General features: G+C 55.4%; 19 protein-coding genes and 1 tRNA gene. 17 read left to right on the top strand and 3 right to left on the bottom strand.

The window, feature by feature from the left end:
• The first annotated feature begins 114 nt into the window (after positions 1–114).
• The 7 genes from LDN84_RS14600 to LDN84_RS14570 all read left to right on the top strand — a co-directional run bounded on the left by LDN84_RS14600 (position 115) and on the right by LDN84_RS14570 (position 5,252).
• Complete coding sequence (locus tag LDN84_RS14600) at positions 115–873, top strand: glycosyltransferase family 2 protein (RefSeq protein WP_223904169.1); 759 nt, start codon at positions 115–117, stop codon at positions 871–873.
• Positions 857–1,723: a glycosyltransferase gene (locus tag LDN84_RS14595; protein ID WP_223904168.1), complete on the top strand. Its 867-nt coding sequence runs from the start codon at positions 857–859 to the stop codon at positions 1,721–1,723. The genes LDN84_RS14600 and LDN84_RS14595 overlap by 17 nt, the downstream gene beginning before the upstream one ends.
• Positions 1,724–1,750: 27 nt before the next feature.
• Complete coding sequence (gene tolB / locus LDN84_RS14590) at positions 1,751–3,028, top strand: Tol-Pal system beta propeller repeat protein TolB (RefSeq protein ID WP_223904167.1); 1,278 nt, start codon at positions 1,751–1,753, stop codon at positions 3,026–3,028.
• Between the two features lie 16 nt (positions 3,029–3,044).
• Positions 3,045–3,581 carry a peptidoglycan-associated lipoprotein Pal gene (gene pal / locus LDN84_RS14585; RefSeq protein ID WP_223904166.1) on the top strand — a complete coding sequence of 179 codons (537 nt, stop codon included), beginning with the start codon at positions 3,045–3,047 and terminating at the stop codon, positions 3,579–3,581.
• Positions 3,582–3,601: 20 nt separating this feature from the next.
• The gene (ybgF, locus tag LDN84_RS14580) at positions 3,602–4,369 is read left to right on the top strand and encodes a tol-pal system protein YbgF (RefSeq protein ID WP_223904165.1); all 768 of its coding nucleotides are present in this window, start codon (positions 3,602–3,604) and stop codon (positions 4,367–4,369) included.
• On the top strand, positions 4,366–5,124 hold the full coding sequence (locus LDN84_RS14575; protein WP_223904164.1) for a tRNA threonylcarbamoyladenosine dehydratase: 759 nt from the start codon (positions 4,366–4,368) through the stop codon (positions 5,122–5,124). Before ybgF ends, LDN84_RS14575 begins: the two co-directional genes overlap by 4 nt.
• 52 nt (positions 5,125–5,176) lie before the next feature.
• Positions 5,177–5,252, top strand: a tRNA-Lys gene (locus tag LDN84_RS14570).
• A 219-nt stretch (positions 5,253–5,471) separates the two neighbouring features.
• Here LDN84_RS14570 and LDN84_RS14565 read toward each other — a convergent pair.
• Both LDN84_RS14565 and LDN84_RS14560 read right to left on the bottom strand, forming a co-directional pair.
• On the bottom strand, positions 5,472–6,290 hold the full coding sequence (locus LDN84_RS14565; protein WP_223904163.1) for a sulfite exporter TauE/SafE family protein: 819 nt from the start codon (positions 6,288–6,290) through the stop codon (positions 5,472–5,474).
• A 237-nt stretch (positions 6,291–6,527) separates the two neighbouring features.
• A complete protein-coding gene (locus LDN84_RS14560; RefSeq protein ID WP_223904162.1) occupies positions 6,528–7,799 on the bottom strand; it encodes a patatin-like phospholipase family protein in 1,272 nt (423 codons plus the stop codon).
• A 174-nt stretch (positions 7,800–7,973) separates the two neighbouring features.
• Here LDN84_RS14560 and apbC point away from each other — a divergent pair, with 174 nt between their 5' ends.
• A complete protein-coding gene (gene apbC, locus LDN84_RS14555; RefSeq protein ID WP_223904161.1) occupies positions 7,974–9,065 on the top strand; it encodes an iron-sulfur cluster carrier protein ApbC in 1,092 nt (363 codons plus the stop codon).
• Between the two features lie 6 nt (positions 9,066–9,071).
• Here the strand turns inward: apbC and LDN84_RS14550 are convergent, their stop codons facing one another.
• Positions 9,072–9,374, bottom strand: coding sequence for a TetR/AcrR family transcriptional regulator C-terminal domain-containing protein (locus LDN84_RS14550; protein ID WP_223904160.1), 303 nt, complete (start codon positions 9,372–9,374; stop codon positions 9,072–9,074).
• A gap of 252 nt (positions 9,375–9,626) precedes the next feature.
• On the opposite strand from LDN84_RS14550, the gene LDN84_RS14545 reads away from it, so the two are divergent.
• The 9 genes from LDN84_RS14545 to LDN84_RS14505 all read left to right on the top strand — a co-directional run bounded on the left by LDN84_RS14545 (position 9,627) and on the right by LDN84_RS14505 (position 22,772).
• Positions 9,627–9,728, top strand: coding sequence for a universal stress protein (locus LDN84_RS14545; protein WP_435405885.1), 102 nt, complete (start codon positions 9,627–9,629; stop codon positions 9,726–9,728).
• Between the two features lie 42 nt (positions 9,729–9,770).
• Positions 9,771–11,555, top strand: coding sequence for an NADH-ubiquinone oxidoreductase-F iron-sulfur binding region domain-containing protein (locus LDN84_RS14540; RefSeq protein ID WP_223904159.1), 1,785 nt, complete (start codon positions 9,771–9,773; stop codon positions 11,553–11,555).
• Positions 11,556–14,423, top strand: a complete 2,868-nt coding sequence (fdhF, locus tag LDN84_RS14535) for a formate dehydrogenase subunit alpha (RefSeq protein WP_223904158.1) — start codon at positions 11,556–11,558, stop codon at positions 14,421–14,423. It begins immediately after the preceding gene.
• Between the two features lie 94 nt (positions 14,424–14,517).
• Positions 14,518–17,214: a bifunctional diguanylate cyclase/phosphodiesterase gene (locus tag LDN84_RS14530; protein WP_223904157.1), complete on the top strand. Its 2,697-nt coding sequence runs from the start codon at positions 14,518–14,520 to the stop codon at positions 17,212–17,214.
• Positions 17,215–17,327: 113 nt separating this feature from the next.
• Positions 17,328–17,909 carry a DUF3305 domain-containing protein gene (locus LDN84_RS14525; protein WP_223904156.1) on the top strand — a complete coding sequence of 194 codons (582 nt, stop codon included), beginning with the start codon at positions 17,328–17,330 and terminating at the stop codon, positions 17,907–17,909.
• Complete coding sequence (locus LDN84_RS14520) at positions 17,872–18,591, top strand: DUF3306 domain-containing protein (protein ID WP_223913024.1); 720 nt, start codon at positions 17,872–17,874, stop codon at positions 18,589–18,591. The genes LDN84_RS14525 and LDN84_RS14520 overlap by 38 nt, the downstream gene beginning before the upstream one ends.
• Positions 18,518–20,620, top strand: coding sequence for a 4Fe-4S binding protein (locus LDN84_RS14515; RefSeq protein WP_223904155.1), 2,103 nt, complete (start codon positions 18,518–18,520; stop codon positions 20,618–20,620). The genes LDN84_RS14520 and LDN84_RS14515 overlap by 74 nt, the downstream gene beginning before the upstream one ends.
• Entirely contained in the window at positions 20,617–21,240 is a 624-nt protein-coding gene (locus tag LDN84_RS14510) for a TorD/DmsD family molecular chaperone (RefSeq protein ID WP_223904154.1), read from the top strand. The genes LDN84_RS14515 and LDN84_RS14510 overlap by 4 nt, the downstream gene beginning before the upstream one ends.
• Before the next feature lie 110 nt (positions 21,241–21,350).
• Complete coding sequence (locus tag LDN84_RS14505; protein ID WP_223904153.1) at positions 21,351–22,772, top strand: GGDEF domain-containing protein; 1,422 nt, start codon at positions 21,351–21,353, stop codon at positions 22,770–22,772.
• Positions 22,773–22,939: the final 167 nt, after the last annotated feature.

The following is a 22,939-nucleotide window of genomic DNA, read 5'->3' as shown; positions in this document are numbered from 1 at the left end:
AAAGTGTGCATAGATTGAATGTGTTACCCGCTGACTTTACCGCATGCATCACACATGACTTCGGGGTGGCTGAGTCATCTATGATCCCTCTTCTGATTCATTTTTATACACGTCATGCGTTTGTCCGTCATCGTCATCACTCATAACGAGCAGGCCAACATAGGCGACTGCCTTAAAGGGCTGGATTTTGCCGATGAGATCATCGTAGTCGACTCCTCCAGTACGGATCAGACCGCAGATATTGCGCGTCGTTTGGGTGCTCAGGTTCATGTCACGCCGGATTGGCCGGGCTTTGGGCCACAAAAAAATCGCGCTCTGGCCTTGGCCAAGGGGCAATGGGTGTTGTCTTTGGATGCTGATGAGCGGGTGACCCAGGAGTTGCGTCACGAAATTTTGGGCGTTTTGGGTAAAACCAACGGGCCATGCATTTACCGGTTTCCGCGGCGATCAAGTTATTGCGGTCAGTTTATGTTGCATTCAGGCTGGTCACCTGATTGGGTTGTGCGCCTGTTCCGAAGGGGTTCTGCCCAGTTTTCAGATGATCTGGTGCATGAGAAATTATTGATTCAAGGGAAGATTGGTGAGCTGAAGTCGCCTTTGATGCATTTGAGCTTTCCTGACTTTGAATCTGTACTGGACAAGGCCAATCGGTATTCGACGGCGGGGGCCTTGAGCATGCGCACCAAAGGCAAGCGGGCGAGTTTGTGGGGGGCCATAGGCCATGGTGCTTGGGCTTTTTTCAGAACCTATGTGCTACGCCGGGGTTTTTTGGATGGCCAGTTGGGGCTGGCACTGGCGATATCCAATGCCGAAGGCACTTATTACCGTTATGCCAAAAGATGGCTGATGTCTCGTCATGAAATGGGACATTGACGTGGGTGTGACGATTTCCTTTATTGTGCTCACCTATAACCGGGTTGATGCCTTGATTCAGGTGTTGAACGCTTTGACCCCACAGTGTGGAGCGCATCATGAAATTGTGATTGCCGATGATGGTTCTTCCGCGCCATCTGTGGCAGTGTTGCGCCAGCAGTTGCCCGCATTTCGCTGTGCCGTGAAGCATGTTTGGCATCCAGATATTGGTTTTACGGCTTCGAGAGCCAGAAATTTGGGGGCAATGGCAAGTACTGCCGACTACCTGGTGTTTTTGGACGGTGATTGTGTGCCCAATGCCAGGTTTGTCCGAGCCCATGAGGAGCTGGCGGAAAAGGGCTGTTTTGTCAACGGCAATCGGGTGTTGCTGAGCGAGCGTCTCAGCAAGCAGGTGACTTCAGGGCAAGTGGATTTGATGCAAGCCAGCTATCTGAATTGGCTGCTTTGGCGTATCCGTGGGGATATCAATAAACTGGCACACTGGGTGTATTGGCCGCAAGCACCCGGTCGGTATGAGTCCCAATTTCGCTGGAAGCAGATTCGAAGTTGCAACTTTGCGCTTTGGCGTGATGATTTTTGGGCGGTCAATGGCTTTGATGAGTCGTTTGAAGGATGGGGCCATGAAGATGCAGACTTGGTGCTTCGGCTGCATCAATATGGTTTACGCAGGAAAAACGGATTTTTCAGCACCGAGGTTTATCATCTATGGCATCGGCAGAACAGCCGCCACGCGGAAGATACCAACCATCAACGTGTGATAGATCGCAGCAAAGCCACAATCGTGTGTGCTGAAAAAGGTATCCGCGATAATTTGCATGCGGAAGATGTCGTGATCACCCCCCTGAACTGAATAACTGGAAACAGTCAAAACTATTTCATGAAGTGTTTTTTTACAAAATTTTGGGTCGCTTGTGCGTTGACTTTGTGCGTGCAGGTCAGTTTTGCACAATTCAGAATTGATGTTGCAGGCGTGGGTTTAACGCAGCTGCCGGTCACGGTGGCACCTTTTCGAGGGCAAGAGGCGTTGAGCCAAAGAATCTCGGATATTGTTCTTGCGGATCTGGAGCGTAGTGGTCAATTTCGATCCATTCTGGCATCAAGCGCCAGCATGGATGAAAACACCAAGCCAGAGTTCTCCACTTTGCGTCAGGCTGGTTCAGATGCCTTTGTTGCCGGTAGTGTTACCAAACTGGCTGACGGCCGGTTTGATGTCCGTTTCAGACTCTGGGATGTAGTAAAGGGCCAAGATCAGGGTGGGGAAAATTTCCCTGCGAGTGCGACCGATTTGCGCATGGCTGCGCATCGAATTGCCGACTATATTTACGAGAAGCTGACCGGGGATAAAGGTATTTTTTCGACACGTATTGCCTATGTCACCAAGGCTTCGCAGCGGTATCAATTGTGGGTGGCTGACGCAGATGGTGAAAATGCTCAGCCAGCACTGGCCAGTCCCGAGCCTATTATTTCGCCTGCCTGGTCGCCCGATGGGAATCAGCTGGCCTATGTGTCATTTGAGTCGCGCAAGCCTGTCATTTACATTCACAACGTGAGTACAGGTAAGCGCAGGTTGATTGCCAATTTCAAGGGCTCCAACAGTGCGCCAGCCTGGTCGCCAGATGGGAAGACTTTGGCGGTGACTTTGAGTCGTGATGGTGGCTCCCAGTTGTTTTTACTGAGTGCGTCCGGTGGTGAACCGAAACGATTAATCCAGTCCGGTAGCATCGACACCGAACCTGTATTCTCCCCCGATGGGCAGAGTATTTTTTTCGTGAGCGACAGGGGTGGTTCACCGCAAATTTACAAAGTGCCAGCAACCGGTGGTGGTGTCGAGCGTGTCACCTTTACCGGGTCGTACAACATTTCTCCAGCGATCAGTTCTGATGGTCGGTGGATGGCTTATATTTCTCGCGTGGGTGGAGTTTTTAAACTGCACGTCATGCAGTTGGCGGGAGGCGTAGTGGCGGCTATTACCGAGACTGCAGCTGATGAAAGTCCCAGCTTTTCACCCAATGGCAAATTGCTGGTTTATGCAACTCAGCAACAAGGTAGGGAGGCTTTGATGACAAGTACGTTGGATGGCAAAGTCAAAGCCCGCTTGAATGGGCCAAGTGGTGATATTCGTGAGCCGCATTGGGGCCCTTTTTTAAAACCGTAAGTTTTGGAGTATCGAGATGATTAAGAAAAAGTTTTTCTGGGTGTTAGTCTGGGTTACTGCAATGTTGTCTGCTTGCGGTACCTCTGTCCCTTTGAGTGATGTGCCGGTGGCAGATGCAACACCAGTAAAGGTGCAAAGCGCTGGCACCAATGGTTCAAGTGTGGTCAGTCAAGGTGTTTCATCTGTGGATATGGGTAAGGAAACTACCCTTGCCAATGCTTCTTCTGCGCCACGTGTTGTGTATTTTGATTACGACAGTTATGTCATCAAAATGGAGTTTCAATCGTTGATAGCGGCCAATGCCCGTTTGGCGAAGGCACAGCCAATGCGCAAGCTTGCCATTGAAGGGCACACCGATGAATCTGGTGGTCGTGAATACAACTTGGCTTTGGGACAAAAACGGGCTGATGCCGTACGTGATGCACTGGCTATTTTGGGCGTGCCTCAAACCCAAATGGAATCAGTCAGTTTCGGCAAAGAAAAACCGGCGGTGACAGGTACAGATGAAGCGGCCTTTGCCAAGAATCGCCGTGCTGAAATTCGCTATCAATGAGTTTGAATGGGTTGCGAAATATGCACTTGAATCTGAAAATTTTCGTTCTACTGGTGTGTGGTCTTTGGAGTGCTTCGTCGTCTCAGGCGGCCTTGTTTGAAGACGATGAGGCACGAAAAGCTATCCTGGATCTGCGTCAGCGTGTTGAAACGATCCGCCAAGAGGCAGATCAATCCCGGAAACTTTCTACCGATGAAAGCACCTCATTGGGTAAAAGTTTGTTGGATTTACAACGGCAGCTTGAGCTTCTAAAAACAGATGTTGCAGCACTTCGTGGTGTTAATGAAAAACTGATGCGGGATTTGGCTGATATGCAGCGCAGTCAAAAAGATCAAGAGCAACTTACAAGTGAACGGTTTGCCAAGTTCGAACCCGTTAAGGTGCAAGTAGATGGTCTTGAGTTTTTTGCTGAGCCAACTGAAAAACGTGATTTTGAAAGTGCCTTGGCCATTTTTAGAAAAGGCGATTTTGTGAATGCTCAAAACTTGTTCGTGAGTTTTATTGGGCGCTATCCAGCCAGTAAATACGTGTCATCTGCCTTGTTTTGGCTAGGTAATGCGCAATACGCAAGTCGTGATTACAAAGAAGCGGTCATCAATTTCCGGGCCTTGATCTCCCGTGATCCCGTGCATTTACGTACACCAGAGGCCGTACTCTCTGTTGCCAACTGTCAGTTGGAATTGAAAGATGCCAAGGGCGCTCGCAAAACGCTCACTGATCTTGTCAAGGCTTATCCTCAGTCTGAGGCCGCCGTTGCGGCTAAAGAACGCTTGTCTACCTTGAAATGACAGATCGGCGTTTTGGCGGAATTGCGCGCTTGTTTGGTTTAACAGCAGCAAAGCACATTTTTAATGCGCATGTGGTGGTGGTTGGTATTGGTGGAGTGGGCTCCTGGGTGGCAGAATCATTGGCGCGCAGTGGTGTGGGTCAACTGACATTGATAGATTTTGACCAGGTGGCTGAATCCAATATCAATCGTCAGATTCATGCCACTCAAGACAGCCTTGGAATGGCCAAAGTTCAAGCGATGCAGGCACGTATCCATTCATTTTTTCCCGAGTGTCAAGTCCATTGTGTAGAAGCTTTTGCAGAGCCTGAAAACTGGCCCAATTTGCTGCCTCCTGGTGTCGCTGTGCATGCCGTGATTGATGCTTGTGATCAGGTTCGTGCCAAAACAGTGATTGCCGCATGGGCTATAAAAGCCAAATGTGACCATGTGATCGTCGGTGCAGCTGGAGGTAAGCGCCACGCACAAGGCGTGATTGTGGATGACTTGGCTGAGGTCACACATGACCCGTTGCTTGCAAAGGTTCGTTATCAGTTACGCAAGGAGCATGGTGCACCACGTGACGGAAAAAAAATGGGCATAACTTGTGTATTTAGCCGTGAACCAGTGACTCCTCTTGATGCATCATGTGGTTTGCAAAGTGACGGTACTTTGAATTGTCACGGCTTTGGTTCTTTGGTGACGGTGACATCGACTTTCGGGCAATGTGCTGCAGGCGTGATTTTGAATAAATTGGCAACAAAGTCTGAAATATAGGTAAAAATTGTTTATAATCTAAGGCTTCCAAGGGATATATTTTTTGGAAGATGGGATGTTAGCTCAGCTGGTAGAGCAGCGGACTTTTAATCCGTTTGTCGTGGGTTCGATCCCCGCACATCCCACCATAATTTCAAAAGACCTGATTGTCATAGATCAGGCCTTTTTTTGCATCTCGATAGCATGATACGCATTGTAAGGATGCAATCTGCCAAACCTATGTTCAGTCATGACATTGTGTTGCACGCTGCTCGACGACTGGACAGTATGCTTTTGCGGTGTCAAACGAGAGAACGGCTGCGATACAGGCTCCCGGTTGAGCCAGTCACTTGATGTGTATCAATGGGTTAATGGCTGAACAATCCTCGGTAAAGCATGTACGCAGCGAGCAAGTACAGCACGCTGGCAAATATTCTCTTTAATCTTTTTACGGGTAATCGGTGGGCTGCACTGGCTCCCATTGGGGCAGTTGTTACGCTGCAACCGGCTATCACGATCAAGCCTGGCAGCCAGATATAACCGAGAGAGTAAGGGGGTAAATTGGATAATTGAGCGCCACTGAATGCATATCCTAGTGCGTTTGCCAGTGCAATCGGAAAGCCCAAAGCGGCCGAAGTGGCTACGGCGTTATGAATGGCTACATTGCACCAAGTCATCAATGGCACACTGATAAAACCACCACCTGCACCGACGAGACCAGACAAAAATCCAATCACCCCTCCGGCTCCAATTAAACCAATTGGGCCAGGGAGCTGTCTACTTGCTGCTGGTTTTTTGTCCAGAAACATTTGGGTGGCAGAAAAGCCTACAAAAAGGGCAAAAAGCAACGCCAGCGAAGAGCCTTTAAGGATTGCAAAGACACCAAAACTGGCGATCGCCGCACCGGCAACGATTCCTGGAGCAAAGGATTTGACGATATCCCAGCGTACTGCTCCACGTTGATGGTGGGCACGTACACTGGAAACAGAGGTGAAAACAATGGTTGCCATTGAGGTTGCAATGGCCATTTTTACCGCAAGCTCCGGGTTGACTTCTCGAGAGGACAAAAGAAGAGTGATAAATGGCACCATGACCATTCCCCCGCCAATGCCCAGCAAGCCGGCCAAAAAGCCAGAACACAAACCAAGCAACGCTAACTCAAGAAACAAAGTAATGTCGAAAGGCATGGGATAAACGGTGAAGGTGCCTGCAGCGCCATCAGACCGTCATCCTGAACCGGGGTTCAGGTGGGCGAGGTCAGTAGCTGTTTTGGGTTCATCTAACGCGAGATGATCACGCCAACAGTACGATGTTCCAAGCCCTGGCTCAATGAGCATTGGTTCAAGGAAATATAAAGCCCAATGAGCGTTGCAGACGCTGCTGATTGTATGCCTCTAAGAACGTGCAGACCATAAATGTTGACGTTATCGTAGTCGTAGTGGGTCACGACGCCGGTCTGTGCTGGAAGAGGGGGGATTTTCAGCTTCGGTGGTTACGTGTTGTGGATCTGTCCATCTGAAAAATTGGCAAATTTCACTGCGCTGACACATCGCGTCGTGGTAGCCCAGCACCATTAATTCCTGGGTATAGCCTTTTTCAAATAGCAGATAACTCGCCAGTGCTGCACCCTTGATATCAGCTGCCTTGGATGACACTCCTAGCCCGTCAAGTACTGTGCGCACAGCTGCGGGCAGTTCGTCGATGTGACGCGCCGCAATTTCGTCAAGTCGCTGTGAGGGTGAAATCAGCAGTAATTCGACATGTCGGAGATTGCTTGCATTGCGCAAATCATGAGGCACCAAGCTCAAGGTTTGATTGATTCGTTGGATACGCTCCACGTCCACCGACAAGGCATCCAAAAAGATGTTGGAAAGTGCGTGTCCCGCAATTTGCGCCAGTGTGGGGTAGCTTCCCATGTTGGGCAAGGTACCTTGCGTTTTAGGTTCGTGCATACGTCCAGCACCAATTACACATATGCGCTGGGCTCCCAGATGAATGGCTGGAGCCACCGGTGCAGACTGGCGCATGGAGCCGTCACCAAAAAATCCAGTTTGACCTTCAATTTCCAGCGACTGAGCGGGAAATATAAAAGGGATCGCACTGGATGCGAGCAGGTGCTGGTGGGTAATTCGATCACGCAAACCGCGGCGCTGGGATCGCACCCAAGTTTGAAGTCGCCGGTCTCCCTGGAAGAAGGTGATGTGTTCGCCTGAGCTATAGCTGGATGCAGTGACCGCCAGTGCTTGCAGGTGACCACTGCGAATCAAGTATGGCAGGCGCTCCAGTGGTACCAGCTGCTTGAGCAATTCCTCCAAGGGTGAATTGTCCAGCAGCGATTTGGGTTTGAGTCGCCGCCATTTGGCAATCAGCCATCCTAGCGATAACAGTGTCATCCACTTGGCACCAGAACGCAGCATGCTGAGAGAATCAACACGGTACACCTGATGTGCTGAGAAATTCCGCCACACATTGCAAATAATGCGTATGGTGCTATCAAAATCATCGCAACCACAGGCTAATGCGGCCGCATTCAGAGCCCCGGCAGAGGTGCCGCCAATGATGGGGAACGGGTTGGGGTCTTGGCCTGCGCCACAGGCTAAGCGCAGATCAGCAATGGCTTCCAGAACCCCTACTTGGTAGGCTGCACGTGCACCACCACCGGTAAGCATCAGGGCTGTAGACGAGGGCATTGCCATCGTAAGTTCAGAAGGTCAAACGGGTCAGGGGCATGAATTCATTATCGACATGTGTACCTGGGCATCGGACTCAAATGCCTACGGATCAACCCTATGGCGGGTAAACCCCGATTTGCCCAGATCAATAAGGTCAAACTTATCTTGGCTAGACTCGGGGCATCTTAGGAGAAAAAAATGGCAGTAGTTGAACAAACAGTGATGGATGCCCTCAAAGGCGTGATAGACCCCAATACCGGGCGCGATTTTGTAACGAGCAAATGCATCAAAAATCTGACCGTGACGGATGGCGATGTGGCTTTTGATGTCACCCTCGGTTACCCAGCGAAGAGCCAGGTGGCCGACTTTCGTAAGGCACTGATCGCTGCTGCTAAAACGGTGTCTGGCGTGGGCAATGTGTCGGTCAATATCAGTACCCAGATCACCGCCCACGCGGTTCAGCGTGGTGTGCAGTTGTTACCCAAAGTGAAAAATATTGTGGCTGTGGCCTCTGGCAAAGGGGGTGTAGGTAAAAGCACCACTGCAGTGAACTTGGCGTTGGCATTGGCTGCAGAAGGAGCTAGTGTGGGTGTGCTGGATGCCGATATTTATGGCCCCAGCATTCCCATGATGCTTGGCATTGAGGGCCGCCCCGAAAGTGAAGACGGTCAAACCATGGAGCCCATGGAAAACTATGGGGTGCAGGTCATGTCGATTGGTTTCCTGGTGGATAAAGACGAGGCCATGATCTGGCGCGGTCCAATGGCCACTCAAGCGCTGGAGCAACTGCTGCGCCAGACCAATTGGAAAGATCTGGACTATTTGATTGTGGATATGCCTCCAGGTACAGGTGACATTCAGCTCACCCTGAGCCAGCGTGTGCCAATGACTGGCGCGGTGATTGTCACTACGCCACAAGACATCGCTTTGCTGGATGCCAAAAAGGGCATCAAAATGTTTGAAAAAGTTGGCGTACCAATTCTGGGCATTGTGGAAAACATGGCGGTGCACGTGTGCAGCAACTGCGGCCAGGTAGAGCACATCTTTGGTGCCGATGGGGGCAAGAATATGGCCATTGAATACGGTATGGACTATCTGGGTGCGTTGCCGTTGAACATGCAGATTCGCCTGCAGGCTGATAACGGTAAACCCACTGTGGTTTCAGACCCTGACAGCGAGGTGGCTGGGCTTTACAAGGCGGTGGCGCGCAAAGTAGCGGTGTCGATTGCAGCCAAGAACAAGGACTTTTCGTCGAAGTTTCCGTCGATCAAGATTTCAAAGGAAACTTGATTCGGCCTACGGCTTTTGTGGCCCATAAGCGGCCATGAACACCGCAATGGCGCGCTGGACGCTGGCGGCAAGCTCCTTGTGACTGGGCTCGTCCAGGGTTTGGCACATGAAGTGCTCAATCCACTCGGCTTCCAGCAGGGCTTTCAGGTGCAGGGCGGCGATTTGTGTGTTGGCACTGTGCAGTATCCCGGCATCCATAGCGTGTGGCAAGAAATTCCCGATTTCCATCCCGCTGCGTTTCGGGCCGAGTTCAAAGCACCTTTTTCCCAAGTCCGAACGGCCAGTTTCGGCCACCACCAGTTGGCGCACGGTCTGGCTGCGGCGAATATAAAAAGGCCGGCAAGCGAGGCATGGTGGACGGCTTATGGGGATGCGCAGTTGAACGCACTGACATGAGCGCCTGGATAAAAAGGCGGCCCAGGAAATTCTGGATGCAGCGGAAAACGTGGCACGTGATGCCGGGGTCGACGTTCACCGGGTGGTGCTGGTGGGTCGCCACCCTTATGCTCTTATGAACTCATCCTCCAGGCCGCAGAAACCCAGGGCTGCGCCCCGATCTTCATGGCTTCACATGGTCGCAACGGGGCCAGTGCCTTGTTGTTGGGCAGTGAAACCAACAAGGTGCTGAGGCATTCCAGGATACCGGTGCTGGTCTGCCGTTGAGTAAATCCGCCGTGAGGGTGCCGGGTTTGATAAGCTCTATGCATGCCTAATCCGATTCCTCCCACGGTGCCGCTGGCCTCAGCCGATCAACTCCGCGCCAGCGCCCAACGCGTCCGGCGTATCAGTCAACTCAAAGGCCGACAGGTCGATACCCAAGCGCTGGCCGATGTACGCGCCTTGATTGGCAGCGTGCCGTCCACAGGCCACCGGCGTGAGCTGCTGATTGAGCATCTTCATGTGCTGAATGACCACTACCGTGCGCTGTTTGAGCGCCATTTGGTGGCCCTGGCGTGTGACATGCGCTTACCCGTGGTTGAGGTATTTGAGGTGGCCAGCTTCTATCATCACTTTGACATTCTGCGTGACGATCAAACCGCCCCGGCGTTGACGGTGCGGGTGTGCAACAGCCAGAGCTGCGCCATGGCCGGTTCCAACCGTCTGTTGAGCGACCTGACGGGAACGCTGGGTGACGCGGTGCGTGTGTTGCCCGCGCCGTGTATTGGTCGCTGTGATCAGGCCCCGGCGGCACTGGTTGGGCCGCATGCCGTGCCGCAGGCCAGTGTCAAGTTGCTGAAACAGGTGGTGCAGCAAGCCCTGAGCGCGTCCCGGGAGGCAACTCCATGTTTTAAGGAAAATAGGTCTGTAGAGCAAGTAAATAAAGCGCAAGTAGCTATAGAAAACATAGCTTACGAAACCTACCGTGCTGCCGGTGGTTATGCCTTGGCGGCGGCCGTGGTGAATGGTGAAGAAGATGCCGAGGCTATCCTCCAGACCATGGAAGATGCCGGTCTGCGTGGTTTGGGCGGCGCAGGCTTTCCGGCGGGGCGCAAGTGGCGCATTGTGCGCAGCCAGCCCGTGCCGCGCCTCATGGTCGTCAACCTCGACGAAGGCGAGCCCGGCACCTTCAAAGACCGCCACTACCTGGAGCGTGACCCACATCGTTTTCTGGAAGGTCTGCTGATTGCCGCCCAGGTGGTTGGTACGGAAGCCTGTGTCATCTACCTGCGTGATGAGTACCACGCCGAGCGTCAGATGCTGCTGCGCGAGCTGAAGGCCCTGCATGCCAACCCGCCGTGTCCGCTGCCGCAGATTGAGCTGCGCCGAGGTGCCGGCGCCTACATTTGTGGCGAAGAGTCGGCCATGATCGAGAGCATCGAAGGCAAACGCGGCCAGCCGCGCCTGCGTCCGCCCTACATTGCCGAGCTAGGCCTGTTTGGCCGCCCGACGCTGGAGCACAACTTTGAAACCCTCTATTGGGTGCGAGACATCGTTGAAAAAGGCCCTACCTGGTGGACCAGCTTTGGCCGTCAGGGACGCCAAGGCTTGCGCAGCTTCAGCGTCAGTGGCCGGGTGGCGCAGCCGGGGGTCAAGCTGGCCCCGGCAGGCATCAGCCTGCACGAACTGGTTGACGCGTATTGCGGCGGCATGCAGGCGGGTCACACGCTGTACGCCTACCTGCCCGGCGGTGCTTCCGGCGGCATCTTGCCCGCCAGTCTGGCACACCTGCCGCTGGACTTTGACACCTTGCAACCCCACGGTTGTTTCATCGGCTCGGCTGCCGTGGTGGTGCTCAGCGAACACGACCGTGCACGTGATGCTGCCCTGAACGCCATGCAGTTTTTTGTCGACGAGAGCTGTGGCCAGTGCACCCCCTGTCGCGTGGGCACTGTCAAAGCCGCCGCGCTGATGCAAAGCCCGGTGTGGGATGTCGCTACGCTGCAAGACCTGGCGCAGGTGATGACCGATGCCTCGATCTGTGGTCTGGGTCAGGCCGCACCCAACCCGTTGCGCAGTGTGCTGACTTATTTTCCGCACGAGGTGGTTTGAATGACAACGCCGACAACAACTGAAACCGGCCCGGTGGTGGACACGACGCAGGTGCCTTTCACGCTCAATGGCCAGGCGCTGACGGCCCACCCAGGCGAAAGCATTCTCCAGACCGCCCAGCGCCATGGTGTGCACATTCCCCACCTGTGTTTCAAAGAAGGTCTGCGAGCTGACGGCAACTGCCGTGCCTGTGTGGTGGAGGTCCAAGGTGAACGCACTCTGGCTCCCAGTTGCTGCCGTAGCGCCACGCCGGGCATGGTGGTGCAAAGTGATTCGGAGCGCGCCCGCAAGAGCCAGAGCATGGTGTTGGAGCTGCTGCTGTCTGATGTGCCAAAAAATAAGTCAAATCAGCCTGTAGAGCAGCTGGATATTGCGCAAGAAGCTATTGAAAATATAGTATCCAACAACCTGCCCGCAAGTCACTTTGGCGAGTTGAGCGACTGGGCCCAAGCCCTGGGTGTCCGCGTGCGGCCCAGTCTGCAAGCGCTGGCGCGCAGCCAACCGGCACCCGACACCAGCCACCCGGCCATGGCGGTCAACCTGGATGCTTGTATCCAGTGCGGTCGCTGCGTGCGGGCCTGCCGTGAAGAACAGGTCAACGACGTGATTGGTATGGCCTGGCGTGGTGCACATAGCCAGATCGTGTTTGACCTGGCCGACCCGATGGGCGCGAGTTCTTGTGTGGCCTGCGGCGAGTGTGTGCAGGCTTGCCCGACCGGGGCGCTCAGTTCCAACAGCACGCTGGGTGCAAGAGCACTGGATAAAACCGTCGACTCGGTATGCCCGTTTTGTGGTGTTGGCTGCCAGCTCAGCTACCAGGTCAAGGACAACAAAATCGTCAGCGTTCAGGGGCGCGACGGCCCGGCCAACCACAGCCGCCTGTGTGTCAAGGGGCGCTATGGTTTTGATTACATCCACCACCCGCACCGCCTGACGCAGCCGCTGGTTCGCCGCAGTGACGTGGCCAAAGATGTGAACGTGCTGCGTGACCCGGCAGACTGGGCGCAGGTGTTTCGCCCGGCCAGCTGGGACGAGGCACTGGCCCTGGCCGCAGGTGGCCTCAAAGCCCTGCGTGATGCCCATGGCCCCAAGGCCCTGGCTGGGTTTGGCAGCGCCAAAGGCAGCAACGAAGAGGCCTACCTGTTCCAGAAACTGGTGCGCACCGGCTTTGGCTCCAACAATGTGGACCATTGCACCCGTCTGTGCCACGCCAGCAGCGTGGCCGCCCTGCTGGAAGGTGTGGGTTCGGGCGCGGTGAGCAACCAGGTCAGTGACGTGGATCAGGCCGAACTGGTGCTGGTGATGGGTTCCAACACCACAGCTAACCACCCGGTGGCCGCCAGCTGGATGAAAAACGCCGTCCAACGTGGCCTGCGTCTGGTCACCGCCGACCCGCGCAGCACCGACTTGTCCAGACACGCCTGGCGCAACCTGCAGTTCAAGGCCGACACCGACGTGGCGCTGATCAACGCCATGATCTACACCGTGTTTGACGAAGACCTGGTCAACCACGATTTCATCGCCGCGCGGGTGGACAACGTGCAGGCCGTGCGTGACGGGGTGGCCAGCTTCAGCCCCGAGGCCATGGCCCCGTTGTGTGGCATTGCCGCGGCCACCATCCGTGAGGTGGCGCGCGCTTATGCCAAGGCCAAATCGGCCATGATTTTCTGGGGCATGGGGGTCAGCCAGCACACCCACGGCACCGACAACGTGCGCGCTTTGATTGCCCTGTGTATGGTGTGCGGGCAGATCGGCAAACCCGGCTCCGGCCTGCACCCTTTGCGCGGGCAAAACAACGTGCAAGGGGCCAGCGATGCCGGTCTGATCCCGATGATGTTCCCTAACTACCAGCGTGTGGACAAATCTGAGGTGCACGCTTGGTTTGAGGCCTTCTGGGGCACGCCGCTGGATGCCACGCCCGGCTACACCGTGGTCGAAATCATGCACAAGGCCTTGGCCCCGGACAGCGACCCACACAAGGTGCACGGTATGCTCATCATGGGCGAGAACCCGGCCATGAGTGACCCCGACCTGAACCACGCCCGCCACGCGCTGGCCTCTCTCAAGCACCTGGTGGTGCAAGACATCTTCATGACCGAAACCGCTTGGGCTGCCGATGTGGTGCTGCCCGCCAGCGCCTGGCCTGAGAAAACCGGCACCGTCAGCAACACCGACCGCATGGTGCAGCTTGGTCGCCAGGCGGTGGAGCCGCCGGGTGATGCCCGCGCCGACCTGTGGATCATCCAGCAACTGGCCCAGCGCATGGGGCTGAACTGGCATTACACCGGGGCCGACCACGGTGTGGCCGAGGTGTACGAAGAAATGCGCCAGACCATGGCGGCGGCCATTGGCGGTATTTCATGGCAACGCCTGCAGATTGGCAGCGTCACTTACCCCTGCGTGAGTGCGCAGGATGCGGGCCAGCCGATGGTGTTTACCCAGCGCTTTCCCACCCCCAATGGCCGGGCTCAGCTGGTGCCCACCACCCTGATCGCCGCCCACGAGCAACCCGATGCCGACTACCCGCTGGTGCTGATCACCGGGCGGCAACTGGAGCACTGGCACACCGGTAGCATGACGCGCCGCGCCAGCGTGCTTGATGCGCTGGAGCCCACCGCCACCGCCAGCCTCAACACCCGTGAATTGTCGCGCCTGGGGCTGACGACCGGCGCACAGGTCAGCCTGCGCAGCCGTCGCGGCGCGGTGCAGGTGACCCTGCGGCAAGACGATGGCATGCCCGACGGGGCCGTGTTCCTACCCTTTGCCTACCGCGAAGCCGCCGCCAATTTGCTGACCAACCCGGTGCTTGATCCGGTGGGAAAAATCCCTGAATTCAAATACTGCGCAGTACGTTTGGAGGTCATGTGATCACCATGGGTTCTGAGATTAATCAATGGAATAAAGCACTTATCCAAAGGGCATTTTGTGATGCAAAATGCCTGGATTCTTCTCAGCCAGTTTCATGAAAATTGCATTGCCCAGACCATTCAGTCGCTTTTCCGAGGGTTCAGAGTCTTGGCGCCGGATCATCGTTATTTTTTTTGGCATCGCCGCACTGAGTACGTATGTGGGCCTGGGCTTGCTCACCCTCAAACAGTCTTATGACCGCGAGCTTGAATTTGTTCGCCGCAGCCAGGAAAATTTTGCCAAAGTGCTGGAAGAGCACGGCAGGAGTTCCATTGAAAAAATAGACACGGTGCTCATGGCCAGCCAACTCAGGCTGAATGAGGCCTTTGCGGGCGAGTCCATGGATGCTGTGGCCATCAATCGGGCGTTGTCGCAGTATCTGGGTTTGATCATCGAGTCGCAGAGTTTGCGCGTTGCAGACAAAAACGGACGCTTTATTTACGATTCTTCCGGCAAAATTTCCTCGGCCACCATTGCGGATCGTGACTATTTCTTACGCAACAAGGCTGACCGCAATGCCAGGTTGATCATTTCCGAGCCCTTGTTGGCTCGCATCACCCAAAACTGGGTCATCACTTTAAGTCGACGCATTAATGACCCACAGGGAGAATTTGCGGGCCTTGTTCAGGCCGCCGTGCGCGCCGATTTTTTCCAGGACTTTTATGCCAGCCTGCATCTGGGTTCGGCACACAGCGTGGCGCTGATGGACAACCAGTTGCGTTTGGTGGCGCGTTACCCGCAGGCACCAGATCAGCTGGGCAAGCCGATCAACAGTCCCAATTTGCGTGAACTGATGAAAACGGGGCAACGACAAGGGGTTTACACCGCCATTTCCGCGCTGGATGGTGTCGAGCGCTTGTACGCTGTGCGTCAAGTCGGGGATTTTCCGCTGTATGTCCTGGTGGGGCATACCACCAGTGACTACCTGGCCAGTTGGCATCGCAACGTGATGTGGGGTGCGGCCAGTACATTGGTACTGGCCGTGGTTCTGGCGGGTTGGATCATCGTTTGGTTACGAACCTACAACGAGGCGCGTCGTCTGGCCAAAGGCATGACCGAGGCCTACGAAACCACCATGCGCCGAACCCTGGCCTTGCTGAACAGTTTGCCGGACCCCGCCTGGCTGACTGACCGGGATCAACGCATGATTGCCGTTAACGAGGCCTATCGGCAACTCAGTGGACGTGATGAGCAACATATCTTTGGCAAAACTGTGACAGACATCTGGCCGGAGTCCACGGCGCAGGCATTCTTGCAACAGGATGCCAAAGCCTTGGCGACCCGGGTGCAGCAACGCCGTGAGGCAACCCAGGAAGTCGCTGGCGGCGGCTTGCGTCATTTTGAGTACATCTCCACCCCGGTGCTGGATGAAAAGGGGCAACTTGCGGGTGTAGCTGGCGTGGCACGTGACATCACCCAGTTGCATGTGGATCAGGAGCGTATTCGTTACCTGGCCGAACATGACATTCTGACCGATCTGCCGAACCGGGCTTTATTGGGCAACCGCATGGCGCTGGCGCTGGCTGATGCCTTGGGTACCCAAGCCCCGGTGGCGGTGCTTTTCCTTGATCTGGACCATTTCAAGTTTGTGAATGACACACTGGGTCACGAAGTGGGTGACCAGTTGCTGCAAAAAGTGTCACAGCGTATGCGCGCCCATCTGGACAACCGTGACACCATCAGCCGTCAAGGGGGCGACGAATTTGCGATTTTGATGCAAGGGTTCAAACACCTTTCACGGGTGGCCATCGTTGCCCAGCGCTTGATTGATGCTTTGAATGAAGCTTTTGTGGTGGATGGGCATGAGTTGCAGGTTGGTGTCAGCATTGGTATCAGTACCTATCCGCAAGATGGCACCGATATCAGTACCTTGCTGAAAAATGCCGATACCGCCATGTACCAGGCCAAGGCGGCCAGGGGGAATGCCTACCGTTTCTTCACGCCGGAAATGAATGCCCATATTTCGGAGCGGGTGGTTCTGGAAAACAACTTGCGACGGGCGATTTTGGCGCATGAATTCAAGCTGTATTACCAGCCCCAGGTGGATGGTGCCACGGGCAAACTGATTGGGCTGGAAGCGCTGATCCGCTGGCATCATCCCGAGCTGGGTGAAATCCCACCCAGCCGTTTTATCCCGATTGCCGAGGAAAGCAGCTTGATCAATGTCATCGGCGAATGGGTGTTGCGCGAGGCCTGTCGACAAAGCCGGGCATGGATCGACCAGGGCTATCCTCCGGTGGTGATGGCGGTGAATCTGTCCGCCGTCCAGTTGCGTCAACGCCATTTTTCGGGTCAGGTGCTGTCTGCCATGACCGAAGCTGGCCTTGAGCCTCAATGGCTGGAGCTGGAAATTACCGAAAGTGCATTTATCCGCGACATTGATCGGGTCATTGAGATGTTGCACAAGCTCCATGCCATGGGAATCAAACTTTCGGTGGATGATTTTGGTACCGGTTATTCCAGCCTGGGTTATCTGAAACAACTGCCATTTACCCGCATCAAGATTGACCAGTCTTTTGTTCGGGAGTTGCCCCGCAACGAGGATGATGCGGCCATCATTCAGGCCATTGTGGGTATTGCGGATAGTCTGAAGAAGGAAGTGATTGCCGAAGGTGTGGAGCAGCCCGAACAACGTGATTTTTTACTCCAGCATGGCTGTCGTTTGATGCAGGGCTATTATTTTGGTCGCCCCATGCCCGCCGAGAAACTGGAGCCCATGCTGAGCCATGGCACCATTTTCCCTGCGAATTGATGGATGCGCAGGGCCTCAGCTCTTGGCATGCTGGCTATACCCTTCGAGTAAACAGGCATGTTGGTCTACGGGCTGATCCGTTACAGTCTCTCGCCCTATGATGTGCCTTACCTATGATGAACAAACGACCCTCGATTGACGTGGCTGTGATCATGCAGCGTATTGCCAATACCGGCCCGTCCGCGCGTTGGCAGTCTTGGCGCTGGGAGCTGGCTGACGTGGTGATGAATGAGTCCGGTTTTGGCACCGAGCCGCGCCTGCTTTATGAAAATGAGAGCACTCAGCGCTGGTTGCACGGGGGCTTGAAGGTGGAATTGTTCAAAGATGATGGTGAAGGTTATTACCTTAATGCCACCACGGATGTGCCCAGCTGGTTTGTGCTGTGGCGCATGGAAGAAGAAGCCTCGGTAGCTGATGAACCCATCCCCCGGCCCATAGTGGTGAGCCTGAGTTACTACGATGCTGGTCGTTGGCTGGATGCCCAGGAAAACGTTGAGCAAGTGCCTGCCCCGGCTGCTGTGCTGGAATGGTTGAACGCTTTTGTGCAAGAACACCATGTCGTGGAGCCCAAACGCCGCAAACGGCCAGAGAGTTTTCGCTCGCTGACGGATCGTTTTGGCAACCCGGCATCCATTACCGCTGAGAAAAAATTTGGCGGTGCTCAGGGTGGTGGACAAGGCAGTACGCATGGCTGACGGTTTTTTAGGCCGTTGGTCGCAGCGCAAACAGGCGGTGCGGGCTGGCCAAACGCTGGAGGAGCCGGGGGGCAAGCCAGCCGTCGAGCCGCCCGTCAACGTGCCCAGCGTATCCATGGCGGTGAACCACTCAGCCCATGCTGACGGTCACGCAGCCCAAGCCCCGCAGCCCACTCCGGCAACACTGCCCACATTGGATGATGTCAAAGCCCTGAAGGCCGATTCCAGCTTTGCCCCGTTTGTGATGCGAGATGTCGCACCGGAGGTGCGCAATGCCGCCATGAAAAAGCTTTTTGCCGACCCGCACTACAACGTGATGGACGGACTGGACATTTACATTGACGACTACAGCCAGCCCAGTCCCTTGTCGACGGCCACGCTGCGCCAGATGGCCAGCGCGAAATTTTTGAATTTGTTTGAAGAAGATCCACCTGCAGCGGATCCCAACGCTGTGCGGCCTCAACCCGAAGGGGTGGATGCCGATCGCCTGCCTGAGCCTGGTGTGGCACAGTCTGCCCCCACGCCGGATGGGCCAGATACTCCCGCTGAGTTTACTTCCGGGCCCGTACCGTCAACGCGCACGGCCCCACTTATCAAAGACACCTTACATGACCACACTGATTTGCGACTGCAGCCAGACCATGCCGCTGGACCCGCGCGCCTTGAGCGCGAGCCTGAATGAAGCCCTGACGCTGCATTCGAGTCTGTGTCGCCGCGAAGCTGCTGAATTTCTCAAAGCCACGGACTCTGGTGAAGAGCTGGTGGTGGCCTGTACCCAGGAATCTCGCCTGTTTCAGGAACTGGCCGAAGAGGCCAACAGCACCGTGCCGATCAAATTTGTCAACATCCGCGAAACCGGCGGCTGGAGTCGTGATGCGGCCAAGGCCAGCCCCAAAATCGCGGCCTTGTTGGCCGCTGCCCATTTGCCTGCTCCAGATCCAGTGGCCACCGTGACTTACCAGAGTGCCGGGCGTGCGCTGATCATTGGCCCGCTGGATGCGGCTGAACGTGCTGCTGAGTGGCTGGGTGATGCGCTTGACGTGACGCTGTTCAGCCAGGGTGCAGGTGATTCAGGTGGTGCGCAGGTGCGACGTTTCCTGGTATTGAGCGGGCAAATTCAAACCCTCACGGGTTGGCTGGGTGCATTTGAGCTGAACTGGCAACAAAACAACCCGATTGATCTGGATCTGTGCACCCGCTGCAATGCTTGTCTGGCCGCTTGCCCTGAGGACGCGATTGCCCTGGACTACCAGATCAACCTGAAGCTTTGTGATGCAAATCGTGCCTGCGTCAAGGTTTGCAAAGTGGCCGGAGCCATTGACTTCACGCGTGCACCGCAGAGTCAGCGTGATAGCTTTGATCTGGTGCTGGACTTGCGCGCTACCCCGGCCTTCACCCAGCATGCCAAACCACAAGGTTATCTGCACTGGGATGGGCGCGACATCAAAGCCCTGTTGCAATGGCGCGATCAGGTGGGTGAATTTGAAAAACCCAAATTTTTTGCCTACAAGCAAAAACTTTGCGCCCACAGCCGCAACGAAAAAGAGGGTTGTACGGCTTGCATCGACGTGTGTTCCGCCAGCGCCATCAGCAGCGACAAGCATCGGCAACAAATCAAGGTGAACCCGAATTTATGCGTGGGCTGTGGCACTTGCAGCACCGTGTGCCCAACGGGTGCCATCAGCTTTGCCTACCCACGTGCCAGCGATCAGGGGGTGCGCTTCAAAACACTGCTGTCCACCTATCAGCGCAGCGGTGGCAGGGATGCCGCACTGTTGTTGCACAGCCAAGGCCAGGGTGCGCAATTACTGGGCGACCTGGGGCGTGCCGCGCAGCTTGAAAAAAACCAGAAAGAAGGCACCCATGGTGTTCCTGCCCGGGTGTTACCGGTGCCGTTGTGGCACACCTCATCAACCGGGCTGGAGTTGTGGCTGAGTGCCGTGGCTTATGGTGCATCCAATGTCTGGGTGTTGTTGACGGATGAAGAAGCCCAGCAATACGCGGCTGCCTTGCGTGAGCAAATGGCCGTGGCTCAGGCGATTCTGTCAGGTCTGGGTTATGCCGGGGTGCACTTCAAGTTGCTGCAGGTGCGTGATGCACGTGACCTGGCCGAGCTGGATCGTCAGTTACAAGCCATGGCAGCCCAAGCTCCTGTGCGCCACGCCAGCTTTGCCGTGCAGGCGGACAAGCGCGCCACGCTGGAATTGGCGCTGGATCATTTGATAGCGCATGCGCCCAAGACGGATGGCGAGCGTATCGTCTTGCCTGCCTGCGGTTCACCTCTGGGTGCTTTGGCCATCAACAAGGACGCGTGTACCCTGTGTTTGAGTTGCGTCAACGCCTGCCCAGCCAGTGCGCTGGCGGATAACACGGCTGCGCCTCAATTGCGCTTTATCGAGAAAAATTGCGTGCAATGCGGCCTGTGTGTCAAAACCTGCCCTGAAAAAGCCCTGAGTTTGCTTCCCCAGCTCAACCTGAGTGCTCAGCGCAAAGAGTCTGTGCTGCTCAATGACATGCCGCCCTATGTCTGTGTGTGCTGTGGCAAACCCTTTGGCACACTCAAGGGCATTGAGGCTATGCTGGGCAAACTGGCTGGTCACAGCATGTTTCAGGGGGCGGCTCTGGAACGCCTGAAAATGTGTGGTGACTGCCGCATCATTGACATTTACTCTGCTGACAACGAAACCAAAATTACGGATATTCCATCATGATGCCCTTGCACGAGCCAAGCACCAGCAGTGCGCTGGATGAAGAAACTGCACGTTCAGAGCTTTATGGGCTTCTAGCCCATGTCTATTATGTGCAGCCTGCTTCTGAATTTATAGCTGACTTACGTCTGGCTGTGACCGATGCACCCGCCGCGGGAGCCTTTCTGGAGGAGCCCTGGCGCGCGCTGGTGGGGCAGGCCCGCCACATGACGGATGCACAGATTGCTGCCGAGTTCGATGCATTGTTTGGCGGCGTCGGCAAACCCGAGGTGTACCTTTATGCCTCTCATTACCTGACAGGCTTTCTGAATGAAAAGCCGCTGGCCCGGTTGCGCACCGAGCTGGACAAGCTGGGGTTGGCGCGTGATGAAGCCATGTTTGAGACCGAAGACCACATCGCCTACTTGTGTGAAGTCATGCGTTACCTGATTGCTGGTGACGATGTGAATGTGGCCAACCTGACGCAGCAGCAAGCTTTTTTTGCCACCCACATCCAGCCTTGGATCAACCAACTGTGTGATGCCCTGGCGCAACATCCCAAAGCCCGCTTCTATGCGGCCGTGGCCGAGCTGACCCGCGCCTTCATGAGTGTGGAAACCCAGGGATTTGACATGTTGACCTGAGTATTTCTGCTTGCATTTTGTTTCTATTTTCAAATTGACGAGCGTACCGGCAGGTCTTAACAATACAGCTCTCTCTGACCATTGGTGCCGTGTCGTGTACGGTGACTGCCATGCCTCGATTTGTTCATTCGCATGCATTTGCACTGTCGCCAGGGCAGGGCAGTGTGCTGCACAAAGCGGTACCGGTTGACGAGCCTTCTGGGGCGGATGCAAGCAGTCGAACTGAGCGGCCAACCCGCGGTCGGCCAGAACCTGAAGGTGATCCGACCGTGACGGACGTAGCGCAAGGGAAAACAGCCACTTTTCCGGTCAAGACGGGGATGCCATTTTTGAGTGGTATCCACTTGGCTGTGCTGTTGCTGTTGCTCACCATTGCGGTGGGCATGTATGTAGATGCTCAAAGTGAGCAGATGCATCGGCAGCATTTGAAGATTCAGACGGGGCTTGAACGCATGGTGCGGCTGAATCAGTCACTCACCAGTGAATTGGCCACAGCGGTGATCGAGAAAAATGGTGAGCGTGCGGCCAGTTACGACAGCCTGCATGGACAACTGGATGCCACCATGCAAGAGGTGCTGGCGCTGACGCAGCACATGGCGCTGGCCGCTGGCATCCGGGCTTTGCATGAGGAGCAGCGCGCTTTGCGCGTGCAAGAGAACCAGGTGTTTGCGCTGATGCGGACCGCGCAGTGGGACCGTGCGTACCAAACCTTGCTGGGTGGTGACTACGTGCTGGCGCTTAAAGTTTATGAAATCAATAGCACAACGGCGGTTGGTACGCTGATGCTTGACCTGTCACATCAGAGCCAGCAGCAAGACCGGCTGCGCCAGATCACGCTGGTACTGAGGATTGTGGCGGTGTTGTTGCTGTTGTGGGCGGGTTGGCGCTATTCCAAACGGTTGAAGGCTGAATTGGCCGAACAGCTGCGTTTGCGCTGGCAGGTCAGCTGTATCAATGAGGCGTTGGAAGAGAAGGTCAGGCTGCGCACAGCCGAATTGCAGGCAGCCAACCAGCAGCTCGAAATCCTGAGTACGACCGACGGCCTGACTGGTTTGGCCAATCGCCGCCGCTTTGACCACTATTGGGCGCAAGAGTGGCAACGTGCGCTGCGCCAAGCCACGCCGTTGGCCGTGATCATGCTTGACGTGGATCATTTCAAGGCCTACAACGACCATTACGGTCACCCGCAGGGGGACGAATGTTTGCGCCGAGTGGGGGCCGTGCTGCAGGCTTCAGTGCGCCGTGCTGGTGAGCTGGCCGCACGTTACGGTGGCGAGGAGTTTGTGGTGGTTTTACCGGGGGTGACACCCCAGCAGGCACTGGAAACGGCGCAAGGCATCCTGATCGCCATGCGTGATGAAAAAATACCGCACACAGGTTCACCGGTGGCGAGTATGGTGACCCTCAGTCTGGGTGTTGCCGCGGGTATTCCTGATGCCACGGATACGCAGGAATACTTGTTAAAAATGGCTGATGAAGCTCTGTACGCTGCCAAGCACAAGGGCCGTAACTGCGTGGAAAAAGTTGCTTGACCTGGTGACCCCAAGAGTGTTCGTGGAAGCCCATGACGTAGAAGAAAAATCAATCTCTATGGCGATTCTGTTTGGCGGGCTTCTGATGTCTGGGCGTGTTCAGCTTGCCAGACAGTAAGGCGTAAGATGGATGAACAGGGGGATCTGTTGAAGTGCGCAATTTTTCG

Source organism: Rhodoferax lithotrophicus (genome assembly GCF_019973615.1).
GTDB lineage: Bacteria > Pseudomonadota > Gammaproteobacteria > Burkholderiales > Burkholderiaceae_C > Rhodoferax > Rhodoferax lithotrophicus.
Note: the sequence above shows the minus strand (reverse complement) of the source record. Positions and strands in the feature narration are given on the sequence as shown.